Origin of the sequence: Actinokineospora sp. (assembly GCF_052390155.1) — a bacterium.
Lineage (GTDB): Bacteria > Actinomycetota > Actinomycetes > Mycobacteriales > Pseudonocardiaceae > Actinokineospora.
The window spans coordinates 186,047-209,124 of the sequence record NZ_JBQTHF010000002.1; the positions used below are offsets into that span (position 1 = coordinate 186,047).

General features: G+C 70.0%; 16 protein-coding genes. 9 read left to right on the top strand and 7 right to left on the bottom strand.

Features of this window, described 5'->3' with window-relative positions; translation table 11 throughout:
- Positions 1-41 precede the first annotated feature (41 nt).
- The 4 genes from ACT4N7_RS00985 to ACT4N7_RS01000 are packed head-to-tail and all read left to right on the top strand — an operon-like array spanning position 42 to position 1,987.
- Positions 42-665: a hypothetical protein gene (locus tag ACT4N7_RS00985; RefSeq protein WP_444826605.1), complete on the top strand. Its 624-nt coding sequence runs from the start codon at positions 42-44 to the stop codon at positions 663-665.
- Positions 662-991, top strand: a complete 330-nt coding sequence (locus ACT4N7_RS00990) for a hypothetical protein (protein ID WP_444826606.1) — start codon at positions 662-664, stop codon at positions 989-991. The genes ACT4N7_RS00985 and ACT4N7_RS00990 overlap by 4 nt, the downstream gene beginning before the upstream one ends.
- A gap of 31 nt (positions 992-1,022) precedes the next feature.
- Positions 1,023-1,181 carry a hypothetical protein gene (locus tag ACT4N7_RS00995; protein WP_444826607.1) on the top strand — a complete coding sequence of 53 codons (159 nt, stop codon included), beginning with the start codon at positions 1,023-1,025 and terminating at the stop codon, positions 1,179-1,181.
- Positions 1,178-1,987, top strand: coding sequence for an SIR2 family NAD-dependent protein deacylase (locus ACT4N7_RS01000; RefSeq protein WP_444826608.1), 810 nt, complete (start codon positions 1,178-1,180; stop codon positions 1,985-1,987). The genes ACT4N7_RS00995 and ACT4N7_RS01000 overlap by 4 nt, the downstream gene beginning before the upstream one ends.
- A 22-nt stretch (positions 1,988-2,009) precedes the next feature.
- Here the strand turns inward: ACT4N7_RS01000 and ACT4N7_RS01005 are convergent, their stop codons facing one another.
- Positions 2,010-3,026 (bottom strand): endonuclease/exonuclease/phosphatase family protein, encoded by a 1,017-nt coding sequence (locus ACT4N7_RS01005; protein WP_444826609.1) that lies wholly within the window; start codon positions 3,024-3,026, stop codon positions 2,010-2,012.
- 106 nt (positions 3,027-3,132) lie between these two features.
- Between ACT4N7_RS01005 and ACT4N7_RS01010 the strand changes: the two genes are divergently transcribed.
- Positions 3,133-3,885: an SAM-dependent methyltransferase gene (locus ACT4N7_RS01010; protein ID WP_444826610.1), complete on the top strand. Its 753-nt coding sequence runs from the start codon at positions 3,133-3,135 to the stop codon at positions 3,883-3,885.
- A gap of 42 nt (positions 3,886-3,927) precedes the next feature.
- Here the strand turns inward: ACT4N7_RS01010 and drmC are convergent, their stop codons facing one another.
- From drmC to drmA, 3 genes are read right to left on the bottom strand one after another with little or no spacing between them, the layout of a single operon-like run.
- Positions 3,928-4,728 carry a DISARM system phospholipase D-like protein DrmC gene (drmC, locus tag ACT4N7_RS01015; RefSeq protein ID WP_444826611.1) on the bottom strand — a complete coding sequence of 267 codons (801 nt, stop codon included), beginning with the start codon at positions 4,726-4,728 and terminating at the stop codon, positions 3,928-3,930.
- Positions 4,725-6,581, bottom strand: a complete 1,857-nt coding sequence (gene drmB / locus ACT4N7_RS01020; protein ID WP_444826612.1) for a DrmB family protein — start codon at positions 6,579-6,581, stop codon at positions 4,725-4,727. The genes drmC and drmB overlap by 4 nt, the downstream gene beginning before the upstream one ends.
- The gene (drmA, locus tag ACT4N7_RS01025; RefSeq protein WP_444826613.1) at positions 6,578-10,144 is read right to left on the bottom strand and encodes a DISARM system helicase DrmA; all 3,567 of its coding nucleotides are present in this window, start codon (positions 10,142-10,144) and stop codon (positions 6,578-6,580) included. Before drmA ends, drmB begins: the two co-directional genes overlap by 4 nt.
- Before the next feature lie 272 nt (positions 10,145-10,416).
- On the opposite strand from drmA, the gene ACT4N7_RS01030 reads away from it, so the two are divergent.
- Positions 10,417-11,910: a DUF222 domain-containing protein gene (locus tag ACT4N7_RS01030; RefSeq protein WP_444826614.1), complete on the top strand. Its 1,494-nt coding sequence runs from the start codon at positions 10,417-10,419 to the stop codon at positions 11,908-11,910.
- 18 nt (positions 11,911-11,928) lie between these two features.
- On the opposite strand, the gene ACT4N7_RS01035 is transcribed toward ACT4N7_RS01030, so the two are convergent.
- Positions 11,929-12,258 (bottom strand): hypothetical protein, encoded by a 330-nt coding sequence (locus ACT4N7_RS01035; protein WP_444826615.1) that lies wholly within the window; start codon positions 12,256-12,258, stop codon positions 11,929-11,931.
- Between the two features lie 113 nt (positions 12,259-12,371).
- Here ACT4N7_RS01035 and ACT4N7_RS01040 point away from each other — a divergent pair, with 113 nt between their 5' ends.
- Positions 12,372-13,364: a helix-turn-helix domain-containing protein gene (locus ACT4N7_RS01040; RefSeq protein ID WP_444826616.1), complete on the top strand. Its 993-nt coding sequence runs from the start codon at positions 12,372-12,374 to the stop codon at positions 13,362-13,364.
- Positions 13,365-13,386: 22 nt separating this feature from the next.
- Complete coding sequence (locus ACT4N7_RS01045) at positions 13,387-13,590, top strand: DUF397 domain-containing protein (RefSeq protein ID WP_444826617.1); 204 nt, start codon at positions 13,387-13,389, stop codon at positions 13,588-13,590.
- A gap of 57 nt (positions 13,591-13,647) precedes the next feature.
- Here the strand turns inward: ACT4N7_RS01045 and ACT4N7_RS01050 are convergent, their stop codons facing one another.
- Both ACT4N7_RS01050 and drmD read right to left on the bottom strand, forming a co-directional pair.
- Entirely contained in the window at positions 13,648-17,637 is a 3,990-nt protein-coding gene (locus tag ACT4N7_RS01050) for an Eco57I restriction-modification methylase domain-containing protein (protein WP_444826618.1), read from the bottom strand.
- Entirely contained in the window at positions 17,634-20,891 is a 3,258-nt protein-coding gene (drmD, locus tag ACT4N7_RS01055) for a DISARM system SNF2-like helicase DrmD (protein ID WP_444826619.1), read from the bottom strand. The genes ACT4N7_RS01050 and drmD overlap by 4 nt, the downstream gene beginning before the upstream one ends.
- 86 nt (positions 20,892-20,977) lie before the next feature.
- Between drmD and ACT4N7_RS01060 the strand changes: the two genes are divergently transcribed.
- On the top strand, positions 20,978-23,077 hold the full coding sequence (locus tag ACT4N7_RS01060; RefSeq protein WP_444826620.1) for a UvrD-helicase domain-containing protein: 2,100 nt from the start codon (positions 20,978-20,980) through the stop codon (positions 23,075-23,077).
- The last annotated feature ends 1 nt before the right edge of the window (position 23,078 follow it).

The following is a 23,078-nucleotide window of genomic DNA, read 5'->3' on the forward strand; positions in this document are numbered from 1 at the left end:
GGTGGCGGCGCAGGCAGATGCTCTGCGCGGGGAACTTACCGTTGCGGCTGGTCAGCTCGAACAAGCGCAAGCCTTGTTCGAGCAAAGTGACCTACGGGAGCCGCAATCCGTATGCACATGCAGCGTTCAACGCTTTGCAGATAGCCAGGGAGGCTATCACCGACGCGTATCTGTTGCTTGCGGAATCTCAAGCCAGCATCGATACCTACGTTGGTCTGATCGGCGGCGCACCGGGAACAATGACCTCAACCCGCCCCACCGCCAGCCAACAAGCCCCGACACCCGACAGGAGGAGAGAGCAGGATGGATATAGCGAGCGGGAGCGACGACTCGGCCAAGACCCGGCAACCGGCCGGTTTCGACCCGCTGAAGCGCAGACCGCGCGGCGCATCGAGGACGCGAGACGCATCGAGTTGATGCGGTCACCAAAACCTTCCGGCCCAGACTGGGTCGGCCCCGACGGCACGACCTACGATGCGGTGGGCAACTTCCCTGCCAAGTATTTCGACCGGCAGTGGGGCCAACTCCGGGTGCGGATCGTGGACCACCTGCGAAAGGCTGACTATGTGCCGGTAGACGTATCGCAGTTCACACCCGAGCAGGCCGCGTGGGTGAAAGAGTTCATCGGGCCACTCGGCCCCCGAGTCTTCATAGTGGGAATGTGATGGCAGGCGACATTTGGATCACCAGGGAAACACGTTGGGCGGCGAACAGCTCGCTCTACCACTGGGTGCTCGACTTCCTCATCGACCACCTTGACGACCCCGCGACAGTGGCGGGGCTCGAAGAGATCCGAGACAACAACCTCGGCCTTGTCTGTGCCGAAGACTTCCCGTCACCCGCACGTGTCGACCTCATATCGGTGATCCGGGATCAGCTCGTGTCCGATGCCGAAACTCGCCTGCCTGGGAACATGGCCGAGCGAGACGAGTTCATCACCGAACTTCGCCGACTCGCACACCTGGCAGACATCACAGGTACACAGAAGTGATCGCGCGCGGCAGGACACTAGGCTCACCCCCATGGCAGTCGTGAAGATCAACGCGATGGAGGCTCCCGTCGAGTCGGGACCGAAGCTGGAACAGCGACTGGGTGCGGTCAATTGCAAATCGGTCGGCACCGGGTCGAGCGTGCTGGAGTTCGAGGTCGTGCAGAGCGCCGGTCCCCGCGCGGCCGAATGAGCCCCACCCTCGACCGCGCGGCCGAGCTGGTCGCCGACGCCGAGGCGGTGCTGGTGTGCGCGGGCGCCGGGATGGGCGTCGACTCGGGGCTGCCCGACTTCCGCGGCGACGAGGGGTTCTGGCAGGCGTACCCGCCCTACGCGCGGCTGGGCCTGAGCTTCGTGGAGCTGGCCGACCCGGTGCACTTCGCCCAGGACCCGGAGCTGGCCTGGGGGTTCTACGGCCACCGGCTCGCGCTGTACCGGTCGACGGTGCCGCACAGCGGGTTCGCGGTGCTGGCCCGCTGGGGCGCGCGCGTCTTTACGTCCAATGTGGACGGTCAGTTCCAGCGCGCCGGGTTCACCGCCGTTGCCGAGGTGCATGGGTCGATCCACCACCTGCAATGCCTGCTGCCCTGTCGACAGCGGGTGTGGGACGCGTCCGAAGTGGACATCGAGATCGACCCCGAGACGATGCGCGCGGTCGGCCCGCTGCCCGCGTGTCCCGACTGCGGGAACCTGGCGCGGCCCAACATCCTGATGTTCGGCGACTACGACTGGGTACCCGACCGCAGCCAGACCGCCCTCGACGAGCTGGCATCGTGGCGGCGCGGGCTGCGCGGGGCGAAGCTGGTCGTGGTGGAGATCGGCGCGGGCAACGCCGTCCCGACCGTGCGCAGGCAGGCCGAACTGGCCAGCGCCACCACCGGCGCGCTGATCAGGATCAACCCGCGCGAGCCCGAGGTCCGGCACGGACGCGGCGTGTCCCTGCCGATGGGCGCCGCCGAAGCGCTGGCCGAGATCGACGCCCGCCTACCGCCGGGGTAGCACCACCGACATCGACGCTCGCCTACGGCCGGGGTAGCGCCAGCTCGGCGAGCACCGCGTTGTGGTCGCTGCCGGGCAGGTCGTAGACCGCCGCCATCGGGACGCCGACGCGGCGGTCGACCAGGATGTGGTCGATGGTGACCGGCGGCCCGAACGGGTACTGCGACCAGGTCGGCCGCATCCCCTCGCCTGCCAGCTCGGCGCCGTCGAAGTAGCCGCGGTCGAGCACGGCGTTGAGCGCGCGGTGGTCGAGGGTGGCGTTGAAGTCGCCCGCGAGCACCCGCGGCCTGCCACTGGAGTCGGTGGACGGCAGGGCGGCGAGTTCGGCCTGCCACTGCTGCCGCGAGTACTCGCTCGACACCGGCGGCACGGTGTGCACGGACACGATCTCCAGGTCGGTCGGCCCGGACAGGTCCAGCACCGCGCCGGGCTGCTGGAACGAACTTTCCCGCTGGACCAGCACGATCTGGCGCAGCGGCACCCGGGCGAGGATCCCACCGCCCGACGCGCCCGGCTCCGCGCGCAGCACGCGGTAGGGCAGCAGGTCGGCCAGCCCCGCGGCGTCCAGCGCGGCCACCGCCTTCGGGGTCAGCTCCTGCAGCACGAGCACGTCGACCCGGGCGTCTCGGACAAATCGGACCACGGTGGCCGCGTCCGCGCGACCGAGGAACAGATTGGCCGACATCACCCGCACCCGCTGCCCGTCCGGCGCGGGCTCACCGTCGTCGAGGTAGCGCGGCACGAGGAGAACACCCAGCGACAGCGCCAGTACCAGCGCGATCAACGCCAGCAGCCTGCGCCGCAACACCAGCGCCAACAGGGCGACGACCACGCCGAACCCGGCGATGTAGGGCGTGACGGCGAGCGCGGCGACGGAGAAGCGGTTGCCGTCGAACCCGCCCAGCCGCAGCACGGTTAGGCCAAGCAGGACCAACACCAGCAGCGCGAGGAACACGGTGACCCCGCGCCTGCGCCGCCGCCGCGGCGGTACCTCTTCCGGCCACTGCTCGTGGTCCTGGGCCTCGGTCGGCTCAGTCATGCCGTCCCGCACCCGTGGTTGCCGCCGCCCCATAGGACCAGCATGCCCGAACACCGCGCCGGAAATCCGCTGGACGTGCCCCGGCCGGTCGGGAAACCTGCCGACCGTGTCCACGCCCGAGATTCCCCCACTGCACAACGACGTCGACTTCAACGCTCCGCTGTCCGACGAACACGCCCGCGGGCTGATCACCACGCTGGGCCCGCTGACCGACCGGCGGGTGGTCGACCTCGGCTGCGGCTGGGCGGAGTTGCTCCTGCGCACGCTGACCACCGAACCCACGGCAACCGGCATCGGCGTCGACCGCGACAGCGCGGCCATCAACCACGGCCGCCGCAACGCCACCGCCCGCGGCCTCGCCGACCGCGTCGAGCTGATCGCGGGCGACGCGGCGGACTGGTCCGGCGACCCGGTCGACGTACTGATCAACAACGGCGCCTGCCACGTGTGGGGCGGCGAACCGCACGCGCGCACGGTGACCGCGCTCAAGGCCCTGCACGCCCACTTGCGCCCGGGCGGCCTGCTGCTGTTCGGCGAGGGCTTCTGGCAGCGCCCACCGACCGAGGCCGAGCTGGCCGTCATGCCCATGGCCCGCGAAGAATACTGGTCGTTGGCGGACCTGGTCGACCTCGCGCAGGCCCACGGCTTCCGCCTGCTCGCGCTGAGCCAGGCGAGCCTGACCGAGTGGGACGACTTCGAATCCCGACACGGCCTGGGCTGGGAGACCTGGCTGCTCGCCAACCCGGACTCCCCGCACGCCGCCGACATCCGGGCCAAGGCGGACACCCACCGCACAGCCTGGCTGCGCGGCTGGCGCGACACCCTCGGCTTCGCCTACCTCACCCTCGTCCGCACCTGACACGGCGTGACCAGCGGCGGCAGGCGGCCGTGCCTGCGCTACTCACGCGCCGGGTCGCCGAACGGGGCACAGACAGCGTGCCTCGGCCCGCATCAGGGCACGGAAATGCCGCTCCAGACGACCCGCCGTGTCCTGATCATGGACCAGAAAGCCGACCTCGATGTTGTCGGCCAACCCCCGGTCGGTGAGATTGGCGCTGCTCAACAGGGCATGCCCGCCGTCGGCGACAACCACCTTGGCGTGCAGCGCAGCACGACCGGCGGACCGACGGTGCTCTGCGGGCCAGTGCCAGAAGGTCGCACGGTCGGCGAGGATGTCGAACGCGCCGGACCCCGAACCGGCGCGCAGCGCTCCGCCCTGCTCCACGGTGCTCTCCAGCACCAGGTCGACGCGGACGCCGCGGTCGGCCGCACCCGCCAGTTCGCGCACGACCTCGGCCACCCCGTAGGCCGCGAAACTCACCACCAGCACGCGATCGACCGCGGCGCGGATCACCTCGGTCACCACTGAACTGGTCAGCCGCACGGCCACGGCAGCACTGGTCGGTCCGCTGACGACCAGCCTCGGCCGCCTGCGTTGCGCCTCTTCGTGCGCCACCGCCGCCGCCGCGAGAGCCAGCGCCACCGCGTTTCCCGGCAACGTCGGTGCATGCGTTCGCCAGACCGAGACGAGGTGCCTCGCCACTCCGGTGAGGCCGAGTCCCGCCTGGACGTCGATCAACGCCGCCTCGACCGCCCCGGCCGGGCCCGCCGCACCGTCGAGTATCCCGCGCCACGCCCGCACCTGGGCGGTGGACAACCGCCCCGCCACGGCGGACAACTCGACGGCGAGGCTGTCGGTCATGCCGCGAAGAACCCGCAGCCGGACACGGACAGCGTGTCCACCAGCAGGGTCCGGTCGAGGTACTGGTTGCCGCGTTCACACGAGGTCTCGGCGGCGAAAAGGCAGGCGTGGCAGGCGGCACCGTAGAGCCTGCCGTGCACCCTGGGATCGTGTTCGGCGCACAGCGGGTCGCTGCCGCACAGCCGCGCGGCGTCCAGCGCCCGGTCGACGAGGGCACCGAGCCGGTCCTTGCGGCCGAGTGAGACCAGACCGCCGAGCGTCCCCTCACTGTCCGGCGCGGCGGTGTAGAGCAGCACGCCCGCCATCGGCCGCGCTCCCGTGCCCGCGTAGACGCGCTCCCCGATTCCCGAGGCGCTGTAACCGGATTCGAGCGCGAGCTCGCGGATCAGCAGGTGCGCGAACGTATGCAGCAGGACATACCGCAGCCCGGGCCAGTTGCCCGGCGGAAGACGTCGCTGTTCGCGCCATGTCTCGTGTGCGGGAATCAGCAGGCGCTGTTCCCTGGCGCGGGCGACGGCGTTGCGTTCCCACTGCGCGAGCCGGGCCTCGGCGAACTGGAGGAAGACGCCCTCGCCCCGCATCTCCGCGCACGGCACCCAGGTCGGATCCTCATCGGACAGTCTGGCGCAGCGCGGGTCGGCGCCCGCGATCTCCCCCCACTCGGGGGCGTCGATCCGGGTGAAGCCGTACAACGCGGACACCTCGCGCAGCCGGGTGACGAGTACGACCTGGTCCAACCAGCTCTGCGTACCCGCCGGGCGCTGCTCGCGGCGGGTGGTGAAGTCGGGCAGGTCGACCTCGACGCCACCGGAGAAGGTGTCCCATTCCGGGCGCAGCAGGTCGAGTTCGTCGTCCGGCCCGTCGGCGTCCTCGCCCGCGCCGAGCGCGTCGGCGCGGTCCCGGATCGCCTGCCAGACCGCGTCGACCCCGTACGGTTCAAGTTCGGACCAACAGGTCTGGGTGCGCATCAACGTCTTGGCCACGGCTTCCGGCAGCGTGGCGAGCAGGTCGAGTTGGCCCCAGAAGTCGGCGACCACCTGGCCGACGGGGTCGCTCGCGCGGGGCAGGCTGAACGCCCGCAACTGCATGGCGAACCAACTGTTGGTCGCGCCGAGGGCGAGGGTGCGGGTGGGGTTGTCGCACGGCTCGAACCGGCCGAGATGCGGGTGCCGACCGCGGCACAGGGGCAGGTTCACCTCCCCCGCCTTGCCGAACGCGTCCGACATCGCGCGGCGCTGTTTGCACTCGCACTGGACGAAGACACTGGCCGCCTCGCCGGTGGTGCCCGACTCGGTCAGCGTCAGCGAGTGGCCTTCGGTCGGTTCGAAGCCGCCGTGCACGAAGTACTGCCACGGGAAGTCGTCGAGGTGCCCGTTGTCGCAGGCGAGGACGAACCGGGCGGGCACGGCGGTCGGCCGGTTCGCACCGTTGCCCCGGCAGGTGTGCACGTAGCGCACCTTGTCGGGCTGGAAAGCGTGCCCCAGCAAGGCGAACAGGTCCGAGTCGGCCCTGGCCAGCCGGTTGCACCTGGTGTCCGAACAGCGCAGCCAGCCGGGAAAGACGCCGACCGGCACACCGGTCTTGGCCCATTCGGCGAAGACGTCCGAGGTCTCGGGGAGGGTGGGCGGCTGCCGCAGCGCCTGCACCTGGTGGCCCAGCCTGGCGCGCACGGCCGCGAGCAACCGGTCCTCCACGATCGGGGTCGCGTGTTGGAGTTCCCAGTAGTCCAGGCCCATCATCACGACCGACAGGTTCGGCAGGTCGGCCACCGAACCCACGCCGTAGGTGTGCAGGAGCTGGTTGGGGCGCAACGCGCCGACCCGGTGGATTTTGCGCTCGTCGGGCGCGCTCACCCGGCACTCCCTGACGTGGTGGGTACGGGCTCCTCGGCGGGGGCGCGAAACGGCGGCCCGGCGCCGGGCAGGTCGGCGCCGGGCAGGAGCAGCAGTTGCACGCCCGGCTCCACGTCGCGCAGCGAGGTCGGGCAGGTCCGCGGACCCCAGCGCCCCTCCTCCGGTCGGCGCAGCAGACCCGCGATGTCGTCGGTGTTGCGGGGCCGGTCGTAGGCCAGGCGACGGCCCGCGATGAACCGCTCCCGGTGCCAGATGTCGAGTCGGCTGTCCAACTCGTCCTCGATCCGGCGCTGGACCTGCCGTTCGCCGTCGACACCTGCTCGTCGGGTGAGGAACCTGACGACGTGGTCGGCCAGTTGCGAGTTGCGGTCGAAGTCCTGGGCACGGAGGTTGCCGTTGTAGGACCGCTCGGCCGAAGAACCCGGATCGGCTGATCCCCCGGCTGCTGATCCCCCTACCACGGTCAGCCCACGGACCAGGGAGACCAGGACACCAGTGAGGCCGCGGTCGATAGCCCGGTCCGCGAACGGGGTCACCGACAGCGCCTCGACGTTGCGGTAGACCGTGGCGTGGAAGTGCTCGAACCGCTCGTAGTGCGACAGGTCGCGCGGGCGGGCCCAGTTGAGCACGGTGAACACCAGGCCGGGGGCCTGGCGCCCGACCCGGCTGGTGGCCTGGATGTACTCGGCGGTGGACTTGGGCTGGTTGGCCACCACCATCACGCCCAGGCGGGAGACGTCCACCCCGACCGCGATCATGTTCGTGGCCAGCAGCACGTCGATGGGCGGCTTGCCGCGCGGCCGGGTGCCGGTGAAGGTGAGCGCGAGCTGGTCGAGCAGCGGGCGGATCTCGTCGGAGGACCGCCGCGAGGTCAGCTCCGCCAGCTTGGGGTCGTACCTGCGGGCGAGGCCGCGGGAGTCTGCCCTGGTCAGGCGGGTGGACACGTCGTCCTCGACGAGTCTGCGCATACCGCCGAGGTCGCGCAGGCTGTTGAAGTAGCCGACGAGGGTCATGTACGGATCGGTGATCTCGTTGCGGCCGTACTTGTCGTGCAGCTTCTGCGCCGCGCCGAGCACGGAGACGTACACCCGGATCAGGGTGGACTTGATCCGGATGCCGTGCGCGCAGATGCCGATGTAGCGCCGGCCCGGTTGGTCCACTGTGGAGCGTTGGCGGGCGAAGAAGTTGTCGTCGACGAGCAGGCCGGGTGGCGGGAAGACCTCGGTCCGGCGGTGGAACAGCGCGCGGATCTGCCGGTTCGCGCGGCGCACGGTGGCGGTCGAGGCGACGATCTTCGGCCGGACGAACCGGCCGTCGGTCAGCTCCCAGGACGCGAGCCGGTCGACGGCCGTCTCGTAGAGGCCGACGAGGGAGCCCAGCGGGCCGGAGATCAGGTGCAGTTCGTCCTGGATGATCAGGTCGGGCGGCCGGGCAGGCTGGGTGGCGACGATCCGCGCGGCGGGCGCACCCGCTTCGGCCGGGTGCTTGGCGCGCTCCCAGTCGGCCTTCTCCAGATCCTCGGTGAGGAAACCGTGCCGCTCGCATCGGGCGCTCACGCGGCCGAACAACGCCGCTGTCTCGCCCTTCCACGGCAGTTGGGCGAACTTGTCCACCGTCGCGATGAGCAGCGCGGGCGGGTGCCGGTAGATTTCCTCGTCCACGACGAGGACCGGGAGTCCCTTGGCGTCACCGTGGTCCGGCCCCGCGACGACACCGAACGGGCAGAACGCGTCGGGGCAGATCACGAACGTGCGCCGGTAGACCTTGAGGTCGACCTCGATGTCGCGGCCCGGCTCGATAACCGTTCCGCACCAGGGGCAACTGGTGAGCTGGTGCGGTGACCCCTGGCCGCGGGAGGGCCGTCCGGTGGACCGACGCACCTCCTTGAGCCAGTCCGCGCAGTCCCCGGTGCGGTTGGGGGTGACCCGGCCGCCCACCCAGAGTCCGAGCCGGAACGGCACGGTGCCCCAGGTCTGCTCGTCGGCACGACGCAGCATCTCGGCGGCGCAGATGAGGGTGGCGGCGCGTTCGAACTGCTGGATGGTCAGCAGCCGCAGGGTGTAGCGCATCAGCACAGCGAGGCCGAGATCGGTCCGCAGCCCACCGTGTCGCGGCTGCCGCCTGCGCACGGCCACGGTGAACGCGGTGAGCCCGAGGTATGCCTCGGTCTTGCCGCCACCGGTCGGGAACCACAGCAGGTCCGCGACGGCGCGGTCCGGGTCGTCGGCGCGGTCGGGGTGGCGGGGGTCGGCGAGCGACGGCAGGTTGAGCAGGACGAACGCGAGCTGGAACGGCCGCCACCGGCGGTTTTTCGGCTGGTTCCACTCGACGATGGCCTCGTCGAGCATCCGGTTGGGTTCTCGGCGTCTGGCCGCCGCGACCAGGGTGTGGATCCGCTGGTCTGCCATCGCCTTGTTGGCGAAGCCGAAGGCACGCCGCGCTTCCGCGTCGGTCTCCAGCAGGTCGATACCCGCCGCGATGCGGTCGGCCGCGCGGCGGGCGGCGGCCAGCGACTCCGCCGCCTGCACGCGATAGTCCACAAGAGACAGTGCGTCCTCGGTCCGCGCCTCGATCCAGTTGCGATAGCCCACGACGAGCGGGCGCAACGCCGCGAGCAGCGGTTCCGGCGGCCCGGCGGCCAGCCCCCCGAGTGCCGCCATGTCCAGTTCGACGTCGGCCAACTCCGGCAGGTCGGGGTCGGTGTCGGCGCTGGGCACGTCGGTGGCGGGCAGCTCGTGTTCCGGCACCGTCCTGGTGCTCAGCCGGACCGCCGCCATCGAGGTCTCCGTGCGGCGTTCGGCGTGGACGGCCGCGCCGTGCCCCACGGCGAACTCCGGGGCGAACCGGTAGAGCATCGCGAGGCGGCGCTGCTCGGCCCGGTCGGACTCGTCGCCGCCGGAGGGCAGCTCCGGCCTGGCCAGGAACACCTCGGCCTGATCGGGCGCGGTCGCGGCCAACTCCACTTGGAAGATCCAACTGCCCGCCGCCCGACTCTGCGGCTGCGCCTGCTGGTTCTCCAGGAACAGCGACACCAGCCAGTGCCCGTCGTGTCCGCGCACCCGGCCGCGAACCACGACATCCTGCTGCTCAACGTCGGGCGACTGCTCGGGCAGCACGCCCTCGGCCAGCTTCACGGTGACCGTGCCACCCATCGGGATCCGACGCCACACCCGGTCCGGCCCCGGCCCCTCGGTCTCCGCGGCGACCCGTTCGTACCGCCCCCACTGCGCGGTCACCGTGAGCTCGGTCGCGGCGGACGACACCGTGGTGGTGAACCCGACCGACGACAGCGCGAGGCTCGCCATGTTGGGCGCGCTGGGTTCGCGGTCGCCCTCGCTCAACTCGCCCGCCTCGGCCGCGGCCAGTTCGTCCTGGGTGTCCGGGTCGACCACGACGCCGCGCGGGGCCAACCTGCCCAGCGGATACCGGTCCAGCGGATCCTCACGCGGGAACTCCTCGTGCTCGCCGCCGAGCGGGCCGAGCAGATCGGCCAGCACGAGCCGCCGCAACTCGTCCCGGACGGTCCGGGGGTCGGGGGCGGCAAGCACGGGCAGTTCAGTCATGGCACACACGGTAGTGGGCACCACCGACAGCGGCCCGGACCGCGACCGCCCGAGCGGACGATCACTCGGTTGACCGGCGCCAGAACTCGCCAACCGACACGCTGACGGTGGCCTGCGCGATACCTCCGGCGGGCCCGACGTTTCCCCGCCTGATCACCGCACTGGTTCCTTTCGTCTCACCGGATCGACCGTTTATCGCAACCATTGATCGATCGCTGCCAACCGTGTTCTCGGGGGCCGGAATTGTCGGTGGGGTGGTCGACACTGGAGGCATGTCGGAATACGAGATCCACCACAACGACCCGGGCAGGTTCTGGTCGTCGCGTGGCCCGGAACTCGCGGACGCCCTGGTCACGACGGTGGGCCGGATTCGGGCACTGAACGCCGAAGTGCTCGACCTCGTCAGTGAACTGGGCGCCGAGGGCATTCACCGGCTCGCGGGCTATGGGTCGCAGGCGCACTTTCTCACCGCGCTGGTCCGGGTGAGTCCGCGTCAGGCGAAACGGCTGATCGGCCAGGCCGAGCAGGTGCGCGAAACCCGCACCCCGACCGGGCACAGCGCTCCGGCGCCCTTGCCTGCGACCAGGGCGGCGCTGGTGGCCGGTGTGATCGACGGAGACCATGTCGACGTCATCGCCAAGGCCATGTCCGAGATCCCCGACTGGGTCGACGCACCCGCCCGCGTCGAGTTCGAACACGCCCTCGCCGAGCGGTCCCGAACCGCCGACCCGGCCGAACTGCGCGCGGGGGCGGAGCGGATGCTCGCCGTCCTCGACCAGGACGGCCCGGAGCCCGATCATCGCGCCAGGCCGGAGCGCGGCAACACGCTGTCCTGGGCGCGGCGCCGCGACGGCCGCGTGCACGGCCGGTTCGAGCTCCGTCCGGTCGACGGCGCGACCTTCGAGACGCTGATGGAGGTCCTGGCCGCACCCCGGCGGTCGGTGGGCGACCCCAGGCAGGACGCGGTGGCTGGTGGCGAATCCGGCCAGGCCGAACCTGACCGACACCGCCCGAACCAGCACGCCGTGAACCAGAACAGCCCGAATCACAACAGCGCCAACCACCACAGCGCCTACCTAAACAGCGCCAACCAGAACCGCGCCGACCTAAACAGCGCCAACCGAAACAGCGCGAGCCAGATCGGCGCGTACGAGGGCCGTCCGGGCGCGAACGGCCCGAATCCGGGGCACCGGGACGAGCGAAGTCGGGCGGAGCGCAACGGCGACGCCTTCGCCGAGGTCTGCCTGCTGGCTTTGGGCTGCCACGACCTGCCCAGCGAGGCCGGGGACCGCCCGCACCTGCACCTCACCGCCAGCGTCGACACGCTGCGCCGGCAGACCGGGCAGGCCCTGCTCGACAACGGTGTCGCCGTGTCGGCCGCCGAGTTGCGGATCAAGGCCTGCGACTGCGCCGTCATCCCGTATGTCATGGGCGGTGCGTCCCGCCCGCTCGACGTCGGGCGGCTGCGCTACACCATCCCCAGTCACCTGCGCCGCGCCCTGATCCTGCGTGATCAGGGCTGTGCCCATCCGGGATGCGACCGCAGGCCCCGGTCCTGCCACGGCCACCACATCCGGGAGTGGGCCCTCGGCGGGCGTACCGGGCTGGACAACCTCGTACTTCTGTGCGACCGCCACCACCGGCTGGTGCACAACAGCGAGTGGAAGGTCGCGATCGTGGCCGGATTGCCCGAGTTCACGCCCCCGGCCTATCTCGACCCGACCAGGACGCCGCTGCGCAACACGATCCACGCCAGAGCGGCGTAGCCCACCCGCGCAGGTCGGTCACTCGGTTTCGTCGGACTCGTCGGACTCGTCGGACTCGTCGGACTCGTCGGTGAGCCAGACGAGCCAGGCGGTGACGTCGTCGTCGGCCAGCAGGCGACAGGCACGCTCGGGTGTGCGCAGCGACATCCGAATGTTGTCACCGATGGTGATCACCTCGACGTGGCTCGCGAAGGCCATCCCCCAGGCGGCGATCCAGATCTCCTCCCGGTCGCCCTTCTCCTGGACCACGGCGAACACGCGCGGGGCCCCCTCGGCGACCAGCTCGCTCAGCTCGGCGGCGAACTCGGTCTCGTCGTCCGCGAGCGGCTGACCTGCTGTGGCAATCATGCGCGCCTCCACACTTGGTGCCGATGCGATCACCGGCTGTTAGCGCTAGAGTGGACCGAAAGCGGCTAGTACGAAAGTGGAACTCCCACACTTCACCCATTTGGAGGCAAATCGTGAGTCAGGACGAGAGCGCGGCGGTCGGTGGTGACGGGCCGGTCGGTGGTGGCGGAGCGGCCGTCGAGAACGGGACTGCCGTCGACAGTGAGGCTGTCACCGACAATGGGACAGTCGACGCTGGTGGGTCGGTCAACGCGACCGTGCGGCGGTGGCAGCTCACCGAGACGCTGCGGACGTTGCGCGAGAAGAACGACCTCACCATGGACCAGGCCGTGGAGCGGCTCCAGGCGCTCGGCGGCAAGTGGTCGCGCTCGAAGATCAGCCGGATCGAGAACCGCGAGCAGGGCGTGAAGGACTACGACGTCGAACGGCTGCTCGACGTCTACGGCGTGTCCGACGCCGGAGTGCGCGACTGGGTGCACGGGCTCGCCGCGCGGGCCGACGAACGCGGCTACTGGCTGGCGATCCGCAAGGACCTGCCCGAGGACTTCCACGGCCTGCTCAACGTCGAAGCGGCCCTACTCGCCCGCCGCCAACTGGAAACCATGGTCGTCCCCGGCCTGCTGCAAACCGCCGACTACACCCGAGCCCTGATCACCGGCGCGAACCCCGGCATGGCGTACGAGGTGATCGAGCGGCGAGTACTGGCCCGCGCCGCCCGGCAGCGGGTGCTCACCCGCCCGGACCCGTTGCGCTATCACGTGATCCTCGACGAGACGGTGCTGGAACGCCCCATCGGCACCCCGGCCGTGATGCGTGGCCAACTCAGCAGGCTGGTCGACGCCGCCGAGGCCGAACACACCACTATCCAGGTCTTGCCGAAGGCAACGGGCGCAAGCCCGGCGGTCGACGGGTCGTACTCGATTCTGACCCTGCCGGAGCCGATCCCGGAGGTCGGATACACGGAAGGCCCAGGTGGCGCGGTCTACATCGAGGACCGCATCGAAGTCGGGATGTGTCTGGAGCGCTGGGGCATCCTCACCGGCCGGGCATACTCGCCCGCCGACTCGCTGGCCCTGATCAGGAGCACTGGTAAGACTTACGAATGATCCCCACCGAGAGGAGCATTCGATGACGGCTGAGGACAGCGTGGCCTGGCGCAAGAGCAGCTTCTCTGGGAGTGGCGGCACGGGCGGCGGCGACTGTGTGGAGGCGGCTCGGCTCGACCGCGACCGATTCGCCCTGCGCGACAGCAAGAACCCCGACGCCGCCACCCTCCAGGTGTCCGGCACCGGCATGACAGCGCTGCTGCGCGAGCTGACCGCAGGCCACTGATCCACACCTGCACCCACCGCCGAGTCGCCCACCCCAGGGCGACTCGGCGTCCGGGCCTTAGAACAGCGCGCCGTCCGGCTTGAACAACCCGCCGTCGAGCAACAGTTCCCCGTCGGCGGCCGAAACGACCTTGCGCCTGCCCTTGGTGTGCAGACCATCGCGCACTTCCTGGTCGTAACGCTCGAAATTCAGTTCCAGCAACCGGTCCAGGATCTCGGTCCGCACCCCCGGCTCGATGGTGAACCGCCGCCCCTGCCGGGTGTCGTGGAACCCGTGCCCGAGATCGAGATCAGTCCACCCGTAGGCGGCGGCCACCGAGTTGTCCACCTCGGTGTGAATCTCCCGCAACCGCCGCACATCCTCCCCGCTCTGTGTCTCGTCGTGCACCAGGTTGTAGAGCTTCGTCAACCCCAACTCCTGCCCCAGCATCACCCCCCGCCGAAACGTATGCAGCTCCTCCCCCACCCGATCCATCCACTCCGTCAGTTCCGGCTGCGGAAACGTCTCAAACCCATCAGACGGCGTATACCGAGCATCGGTCCGCAGGGTCGACTCCCCCTTGGTGGTCCACCACGTGAAATGCACACTGCTCGACAACAAACTCAAATACCCATCCCGCTCCGTCGCGAACACACCAAGCGCATGCGAGAAGACCTGCCCGGTAGGCACCCACACGGGCAAACCAGTCTTGCTGACCAACGCGATCACCAACACCCGCTCAAGCCCGGCAATGGCCTTGTAAAGGCCAGTAGCGCGCTCGGCGAACTGCCACCATCGTTCACGCCGAACCTTGCGACTGTTCTGTGCCCGGATTGGCTTCACATCCCGCTCCACGATCGCGAAGCAATCGGGGTACTCGGCGGCTCGCGGTTCGGTCCAGTCGTGGAAGTTGATCACCCATCGGGTGGGCGATCCGTCATGCTGGGAGTTCAGGTCTTCGCCGTTGAGGTAGGGGAACAGCACCTCCCGGTTGCGCGGATCGCGATCGATGAGATCACGCGCCTGCGCTGGTTCAAGTACGAAACCGCTCCCGAGCACGATGCTGCCCTGAAATGACTTGCCGCTGTTTCGGGCCAGGCGGTGGGGGTTGCCAGAGACTCGGGACTGCTGGTCCAGGGATGGGGTGATGCCTTGGACCTGTCTGCCGTCCAAATGGAACGGTTCGTCGTCATGCGGGTGCCCGACCCAGAGCAGGGAAACCTCCAGCGACGCCGTCCCTGGCCAGGGCTGGGATTTCACCGCTCGGTAGATCCGCCATCCGATGCCCACCGCCTGGTCGAGGCCGATCTCGCGGGTGTCGCCCTGAGCGATGGTGTTGGTGGCGATGATGCCGACCCGGCCGTGTCGGGCGATTTCCAGGTCGCGCAGCAGGAAGTAGGAGCACAGGTCGGCGCTGCCGCGCTTGCCGTTCGCGAGCCGGTCCACCAGGTACTCGCGCACGTCCTGGCCGATGGAGCCGGTGAGCCGCTGGCCGCCGATGAAGGGTGGGTTGCCTACTACGGCGTCGAAACCGTTGTCCCGCATGACCTCGGGGAACTCCAGAGGCCAGTGGAATGGGCGCACCGCTTGGGATCGGTGGCCGGTCAGCCACTTTCCGATGTTCTCCTTGAGGTGTTCTTCAACGCCCGGGTCCGGGTTCGGGCGGGCGTAGAAGCCTGCCTCCTCGGCGATGCCGCTCAACCTGTCCCGGTAGCGGTCCTCGCCCTGACCGGCCGTGCTCAACGCGGCGGCGACCACGCCATCGGCGATCAGCCGCAGCCGGGCGGTCGCCTGGTCCGCGCGGTCCAACAACGCCGTCTTGTCGTTGATCTGGGTCAGGTCGTCGGCGGTGCTGGCCTCGATCCGTTGGCGCAGTTCGGTTGCCTCCGCCAAGGCCGGGCCGAGGAAATCGCCGATGTGGCCCGCCGTGCGGATCGCCGAGTCCCGGCCGCCTTCGTCCGGGTTGAGGTGGAACATCTCGACCTGGCGTTCGGTGAGGACGCCGATCAGGGAATCGCCGCAGCGTAGGGCGTGATCCAGGAAGCCGAACGGCTTGTTCCTGGCCAGGGTGACCAGCCACATCGACAGCTTCGCCAGGTCCACCGCCATGTCGTCCCGATCGACACCGTAGATGCATCGGGCGGCGATCTTGCGCAGGGCGGCCAACTTCACGTCCTCGACCGTGCCCACCACGTCATCCGGTGTGCCGTCGCGCTCCCACGCCTGCACCAACCGGTCCGCCAGGTACCGGCAGGCCGCGACCAGGAACGCGCCGGAACCCATCGTCGGGTCGCAGACCTTGAGGGACAACAACTCCGCCGCCGTGCGGAGCCGGAACACGCCAGGCGCTTCGCGGAGGTAGACCAACGGCGCCAGGGTGTGTTCGACAACCTCCATCGCCAACAGGCGCGGCGTGTAGTGGGTACCGGTCGACCGGCGGTCGCCGACCTGGGTGAACAACACCGAACCCGCCGGGTACACCGTGGGCTGCTTGCGCAGGTCCGCGCGCAGCAGGCCCCAGAACGGGCGAACCCGGTCGGCCAGCGCACTGTCGTTGTCGCAGGCGGCATGCAGCGCCGCCGACTGCGCCGGGGTGGGGCGGGCGGCGAGCGCCTTGTCCACCTGCTTCACCGTCAGGTCGCATTCGGACTTGAGCCACGCGCGCCACTTGTCGTCGGCCTGGGTGGCCTGTTCTTCGCACTGGGCAAGGGAAAGCTCCGGCTCCAGCTTGCCGCCCAACCCCAGGTACGGCTCGGTGACCCGCAGGCAGGAGAACTCCAGCAGGCCCTCGTACACGTGCCCGATCTGCTCGACATCGAGACCCGTGTAGCTCAGCCGCTCGGCGGCCTTCGTCCGGTGCCGCAACAACAGCAGCGCGTCCAGGATCTCGTGCACCACCCGGTCGGTCACCGCCGCGCGCGCGAGCCACGGGTGCGCCTTCGGATCGAACAGCGAGCCGCCGTGCGCCGGGATACGCAGATCCGGGTGCTCGCAACCACCGTGCACGGCGGCGAACGTGGCGAGCAGGCGCGGCCACGCGGCGCTGCGCCGATCGCCCAACTCGTCGCCGAAAAGATCGCGGGCCTCGGCGAGTTGCCGGTACAACGTGGTCACGGCGTAGCCGTCGGCGTACACCGGGTCCTTGATGGGCAGCAACTCGCGCTGCTCGGCGTAGAGCAGGAACACCAGGCGCATCAACGTGGTCAGCGAACCCCGGTACAGGTCGCGGTCGCTGACCCCGCCCAGGACCGCGCCGCCGGACTCCCGGTCGAGCCGCGCCAGTTCGGCCACGAACAGCTCCACGGCCTGGCGCACCTGGCCACCGAGCGTGGTGGTGATCTCCGACTGGGCGTCGGCCGTGCGCGCGAACAACGCCGCGAGACTGTCGGTGACCGTGCCGTCAACCCGCTTCGGCGCGCGCAACACCCTGGTCGAACCGAGCAGGGTGGCGAAGGCACGCAGCAGGATCGGCTCCTCCTGCCACAGGTCGGCGTCGAACTCCGCGACACTGGTCGGGCCGCCGCGCACCGCGTGCACCAGCACCCAGAACCGGCCATCGGTCAACAACGCCAACGGAACCGCGCTGTCGCGGCACACCCTGGCGGCGTCCTCGGCCAGCCCGGAGAGCCGGGTACCCGGCGGGCGGCGGTAGAGGTGCAGGCGGATCGCCCGGCTGCCGTCGGGGTCGGGGCCGAACGCGACCTGGTCCGGCCGAAGCGCACCGAATGTGAGGCTCGTCTTCCCCGTGTCGTGCAGGATCGCGGGCGAGTAGCGGAGCAGCTCACCCAGCACCAAGTCCTGCCAGGCCGTCGCCAGGGTCGCCGGGTCCGCGTCGAACTCGCCCCACGCCTGCCGAATCCGCTCGCGCATCGGCTGCGCGACGGTCTCCAGACCGGTCGGGAACACCTCGGTCAACACGGGCAGCGTCAGGAACGGGCCGGTCGCGGCGAGCAGGGCCAGCCACTCGGCGTGCTGCTCGGGCACGCTCGGCGGCTTGGGCTTGCCTGCGAAAGGGCCCTTGTTCTTGTTGTGGGACTTGGCGGTCCGGGCATTGGTGGGCGCGGTCATCGGGCGCCTCCGCGCTGCGCGAGGTCCCGCTCGGCCTGCCGGGCGATGGCGGCGGGGACCAACAGGGTGACCGCGACCGGGAACCAGCGGGTGGTCGGATCGGCGTAGCGGTTGCGCAGCGCGCGGATCTCGTCGTCGCGCTGCTGCGGAATCGCGGTCAACCGGGCCCGCAGCGCGTCATGGTCGGTGCGCAACTGGCTGCGCTCCCCCTCATCGATCTCGAACAGACTCGGCTGCCGCCAGCGGTCCACCTCACCCAACGCGGTCACAATCGAGCTCTCCAACTCGGCCAAGACCTTGGTGACTGCCGTGATCTCCTCCTCGCAGCGATCCCGCAGCAGCGCCCGCATCGACCGCAACCGCTGATCGGCACGGGTGTTGAGCGACCTGGCCAGCGGGCCGGACAGCGCGGGCCACAGCTCGGTCAGCTTCTCTCGCATCGCCGCCGCCGGCGCATCCGACGCGGCGCTCAGCAGCGCGGTGACGTCGTCCACCTTGCGCAGCGCGGAAAACCGACCCGCCTCGATCAACCCGCCCGCCGACACGATCTCCTCGTGCAGGCGGGTGCCGTCCGCGCCGGTGACGACCACCCGGCCGTGCGCGATGACGGCGGGCACCCGCAGCTCGTCGCCGGGCACCACGCGGGCGGTGATCCGGCGCAGCTTCGCCACCGTGGCCCCACCCTGGACTCGGGACTGCGCCCACAACTCGGCGCGCAACAGCCGCATGCACATCTGCACCAGCCGGTGCCCGAGGTGCAGCAACACCACATCGGTGCGGTCGCCGACGGCCTCCTGGTCGAAACTCACCGGCCGCTCCACCCCGGTGACCGGGTGGTGCAGGCCGTCGTTGCGCGCCGACGCCCACGCGCCGGGCAACTGCGGCAGCCGGTAGACCTCGCCGGTGAACCCGGCCGGGGGTGCCGCCGCGCGCAACTCCTGGCGGTGGGCCAGCTTCAGCGCCGTCGCCACGACCCTGCACACCGTGTGCGGGTGCAGGTTCAGCTTGGCCCGGCTGCCCGCGAGTTCGTCGGTGAGCTTCTGCAGATCCCTGGCCAGGTCGCGGTCGACCTTGAGTCGCGCCCGCTTGCCGCGCTGGGCGATCTCCACGTCGGCGGTCTGCCAGTCGGTGCGTTCGCCGGTCATCTTCTGCTCGATCTGCGCCGCGACAACCTCGCCCGCGCTGCCCAGGTCTTCCCGGATCTGGTGCACCTTGCGGACCGCGACCTCCAAAAAGGACAGTTCGTCCTCCAGCGACCCCTCGGCGAAACTCACGTCCTGCCAACCCGATGGCACGAAATGGTGCACCTCGACGACCGGCGCGGGCTGGCCGTGCCGATCGACCCGGCCGTTGCGCTGCTCCAACCGGTTCGGGTTCCACGGGATCTCCCAGTGCAGCACCCGGTGGCAGTGCCGCTGCAGGTTGATGCCCTCGCTGGCGGCGTCGGTGGCGAGCAGAATGCGCACCGGGTCGAGCGACGGGTGCTCGGTGAAAACGTTCTTGATCCGCTCCCGCTCGTCGCGGTCCTGCCCGCCGTAGAGCAGGGCGATCCGCTCAGGCGGGTAGCCCGCGACCAGCAGCCGCTCGTGCAGCCACCGATGGGTGTCGCGGTACTCGGTGAACACGATGATCCGCTCGTCGGACTCGCCGTCCGGGGCGATGATCGGCGCCAGGTGGGCCAGCAGCGCGGCGAACTTGCGATCCGGGCGATCCTGCGCGCCGCGCGCCCAGTCGCGCAGCTTCTCCAGGGTCGCCTTCTCGTGCGCGGACAGCGGTTCGGCGTGCCCGCGCGCCACACTCAGCGCGTCGCTCTCGGCTTGCCGGTAGTGGACACCATCGGCGTCGTCCTCCTCGGCAGCCTCGTCCACCCGCTCGATCAACACCGGCAGCGCGGCGGGCGTGGACTTCGCCGTGGGCTTGTTCGACATGGTGGCCAGGTGCACGTCTACGGTCTCGGCGAACGCCTTGGGCGAGGAGAACAACCGGCGCTTGAGCAGCGTCGTGACGAAGTCGGCCGCCGCCCGCCCGCCGGACCCACCCGCTGTGTCCCGGCGGCTCTTGGCGTAGGAGCGCAGCAGGTCGTGCGCGCGGCGCTCGTCGTCGGAATGCTCAACCTCCAAATAGGACAGTTCGCGGGTGCCGAAGTACGGCGTGCCGTCCCAGCGGGGCGGCAGCTCGCTCTTGAGCCTGCGCACCATGGCGCGCTTGAGCTGGTCCTCGGTCGGCTTCACCCCGCGCGCGAACCGCTGGTCGTCGAGGAGCTCCAGCAGCGCGGTGAACGACTCCAGGTAGCCGTTGTGCGGGGTGGCGGACAGGAACAGCCGGTGCTCGCAGTGCGGCGCCAACGTGCGGATCGCCGTGGTGCGCCGCGAATCGACCGCGTAGCGGCCCCGACCGGACGGCGCGCACGTGTGCACCTCGTCCACCACGAGCAGATCGAACTTTCGCGGATACGTCGGGGCCACGGGCAGCAGCTCCCGCAGCAGGCGCAGCGGCCGGTCACGCTTGAGCCAGTCGACACTGACGATCAGCCGGGGGTAATGGCTCCACGGGTTGGTGTGCGGGCCACGTGAGCGGCGCAACTGGCGCAACAGATCGGCGTCGACAATGCGGAACTCCAGACCGAACTTGTCGCGCATCTCGTCGCGCCACTGCAAGGTGAGCCCGGCCGGGCAGACAATCAGCATCGTCCTGGCGCGGTGGCGCAGCGCGAGTTCCTGCATGACCAAACCGGCCTCGATGGTCTTGCCCATCCCGACGTCGTCGGCGATCAGCAGGTTCGTGCGTGGCATGGACAACGCCCGCACCACCGGGTCGAGCTGGTAGTCCTCGATCTGGATGCCCGAGCGGAACGGCGCCTGCAACGCGCTGGTGTCCGCCGAGGCGATCGCCCCCCACCGCACGGCATCGAGGAACGCGTCGAGCTCGGCGGGCTCGTCGAAGCCGTAGTCCGGGCCGGGCAGGACGGTCGACTCGTGCACGACGGCACCGATCTCCAGCTCCCACACCACCCGCAGCTCCTCGTCCCGGGCGTCGTCCTCGATGCTCATCAGGCGCACGAGGTGGGTGGGCAGCGCGGTGAGAACCCCCGGGTCACTGCTGGCGATCTCGCTCCGCACGACCTCCGAGGTGATCCACTGGCGGTTGCGAACCGTGACAAGCTGGCCCTGCGCGGGCACCACCACGTCCTCGACACCCGCACCCACATTCGTGTCCGGGTCCCTGTCCGCACCGACGACGCTGGTCAACACCATTCCCCTCGTTTCGTCACACGCACTCGACTACTTGAATACCATGGGTGAGCTCGCCAGTCGCCGACACAGCGGGGAGGACCAGCGCGGTGCCACGGCTGTCTATCGCCAAAGACTTCCTGCCTGGTTACACGAAACTTGAAAAATCCGTGCAGAAGGCGGTGCTCGACGCGCTCGGCAAGTTCGCCGAACACACCCATGCCGGCCTGCACCTGGAGAAGCTGCGCAACCCCAAAGACTCGCGCATCCGCACCATCCGCATCACCGAATTCTGGCGCGGCGTCGTTCTCGCCCAGGGCAACGGCGAAGACTATCTGCTGGTGACGGTGCTGCCGCACGACAAGGCCAATGCCTACGCGGTGAGCAGGAAATTCTCGGTGAACATGGCGATCGGCGTGCTGGAGGTCCGGGACCAAGACGCGCTGGACAGCTTCGGACCGGCCCTAAGGCAGGTCGCGGACGCGACCGAGACCCGACTGTTCGACGCGGTCAACGACACCGACCTGATTCGACTCGGAATCGATCGCGAAGTCCTGCCGCTGGTCCGGCTGCTCACCGCCGAGAACCACCTCACCGCGCTGGCCACACTACTGCCCGAACCGCAGTACAACGCGCTGCTCGCGCTGGCCATGGGGATGACTCCCGAGGAAGCCTGGCAGGAGATCAGCGCCTACCTTGCCGACGCCGAAGCCCCGGCCGAGATCGACCCGGACGACCTGGCTACCGCGATCGAGCGCACCCCGGACCGGTACGCCACGGTGTCTGGACCGGACGAACTCGCCGAGATCCTCGCCCACCCGTTCGCCGCGTGGCGGACGTTCCTGCACCCGCGCCAACGCCGCGTCGCGTATCGGGCGTCGCATCGCGGACCGGTGCTGGTCAGCGGCGGCGCGGGCACCGGCAAGACCGTCGCCGCGCTGCACCGGGCGGCGTTCCTCGCCCAACGCCTGCCGGTGGGCACGGGCGCCGGCATCCTGCTCACCACGTTCACCCGCAACCTCGCCGACGCCTTGGCCGACCAACTCCGGGTGCTGGTCGCCGACGACGCGGTCCGCGCCCGCATCGAGGTCGTCAACGTGGACCGGCTGGCCTACCAAGTGGTCAGCACCGCCACCGGGACCAACCCCGAGATCGTCGCCGCCAGCCGGTACACGGGGCTCTGGCAGTCGGCGAGCGCATCGGTCGGCGGCACCCTCACCCCGTCGTTCCTCCAGCGCGAGTGGGAGCAGGTGATCCTCGCGCAGGCGCTGCCCGACCGCGACGCCTACCTGGCCTGCGAACGCAAGGGCCGGGGCCGCCCGATCAACGCCGTGACCCGGGGGCAGGCGTGGACCGCGATCTCCGCGGTGCTCGACAACCTGCGGCAATCGGGGCAGCGCACCCACCTTCAGGTCGCGAACGACGCCGCCGACATCCTTGCCGAGGGCGCCCGCGCCCGGTACCGACACGTCCTGGTCGACGAGGGCCAAGACCTACACCCGGCGCAGTGGCGGCTCCTGCGCCGCGCCGTCGCGAGCGGTCCCGACGACCTGTTCGTCGTCAGCGACCCACACCAGCGGATCTACGACAACCGGGTGTCCCTCGCCGCCCTGGGCATCGAGGTGCGGGGCCGCAGCAGCAGGCTGACCGTCAGCTACCGCACCACCCAGGAGATCCTCGCGTGGTCAGTGCGGATGCTGGGCGGCAAACCCGCTGAGGGACTCGATGACACCGCCGACGCGCTCGACGGATACCGCTCTCCGATGCACGGTGGCAGACCGGTGATCCGCGGGTTCCCGGACTGGGCGACCGAACTGGCCGCGATCGTCGAGCAGGTGCGCACCTGGCTAGCCGCGGGCGTCGAAGCGCACGCCATCGGCGTCACCGCCCGGACCAGCACGCGGGTCAAGGACATCCGCGCGGCCCTCGACGCCGCCGCGATCGCCAACGCCACGCGCTCGAACGCGGACGCGGTGCAGGTCGGCACCATGCACGGGATGAAAGGCATGGAGTTCCGCTGTGTCGCCGTCGCGGGCATCGACGCGGGCTCGGTCCCGGCGACGGCGGCGATCACACCGCGCGCCGAAGACCCGACAGCATACGAGCAGGACACCCAACGGGAGCGCTGCCTGCTGTTTGTCGCGTGCACCCGAGCCCGCGACGCACTGCACGTGTCGTACTCCGGTGCCCCCAGCCACTTCCTGACCTGAC

Excerpts from the sequence above, each read along its gene's own strand:
- ACT4N7_RS01035 (WP_444826615.1), bottom strand. The coding sequence starts at position 12,258 with ATGATTGCCACAGCAGGTCAGCCGCTCGCGGACGACGAGACCGAGTTC.
- drmD (WP_444826619.1), bottom strand. The coding sequence starts at position 20,891 with ATGGTGTTGACCAGCGTCGTCGGTGCGGACAGGGACCCGGACACGAAT.
- ACT4N7_RS00995 (WP_444826607.1), top strand. The coding sequence starts at position 1,023 with ATGGCAGTCGTGAAGATCAACGCGATGGAGGCTCCCGTCGAGTCGGGA.
- ACT4N7_RS01000 (WP_444826608.1), top strand. The coding sequence starts at position 1,178 with ATGAGCCCCACCCTCGACCGCGCGGCCGAGCTGGTCGCCGACGCCGAG.
- ACT4N7_RS01045 (WP_444826617.1), top strand. The coding sequence starts at position 13,387 with ATGACGGCTGAGGACAGCGTGGCCTGGCGCAAGAGCAGCTTCTCTGGG.
- ACT4N7_RS01030 (WP_444826614.1), top strand. The coding sequence starts at position 10,417 with ATGTCGGAATACGAGATCCACCACAACGACCCGGGCAGGTTCTGGTCG.
- drmA (WP_444826613.1), bottom strand. The coding sequence starts at position 10,144 with ATGACTGAACTGCCCGTGCTTGCCGCCCCCGACCCCCGGACCGTCCGG.
- ACT4N7_RS01050 (WP_444826618.1), bottom strand. The coding sequence starts at position 17,637 with ATGACCGCGCCCACCAATGCCCGGACCGCCAAGTCCCACAACAAGAAC.
- ACT4N7_RS01005 (WP_444826609.1), bottom strand. The coding sequence starts at position 3,026 with ATGACTGAGCCGACCGAGGCCCAGGACCACGAGCAGTGGCCGGAAGAG.
- drmC (WP_444826611.1), bottom strand. The coding sequence starts at position 4,728 with ATGACCGACAGCCTCGCCGTCGAGTTGTCCGCCGTGGCGGGGCGGTTG.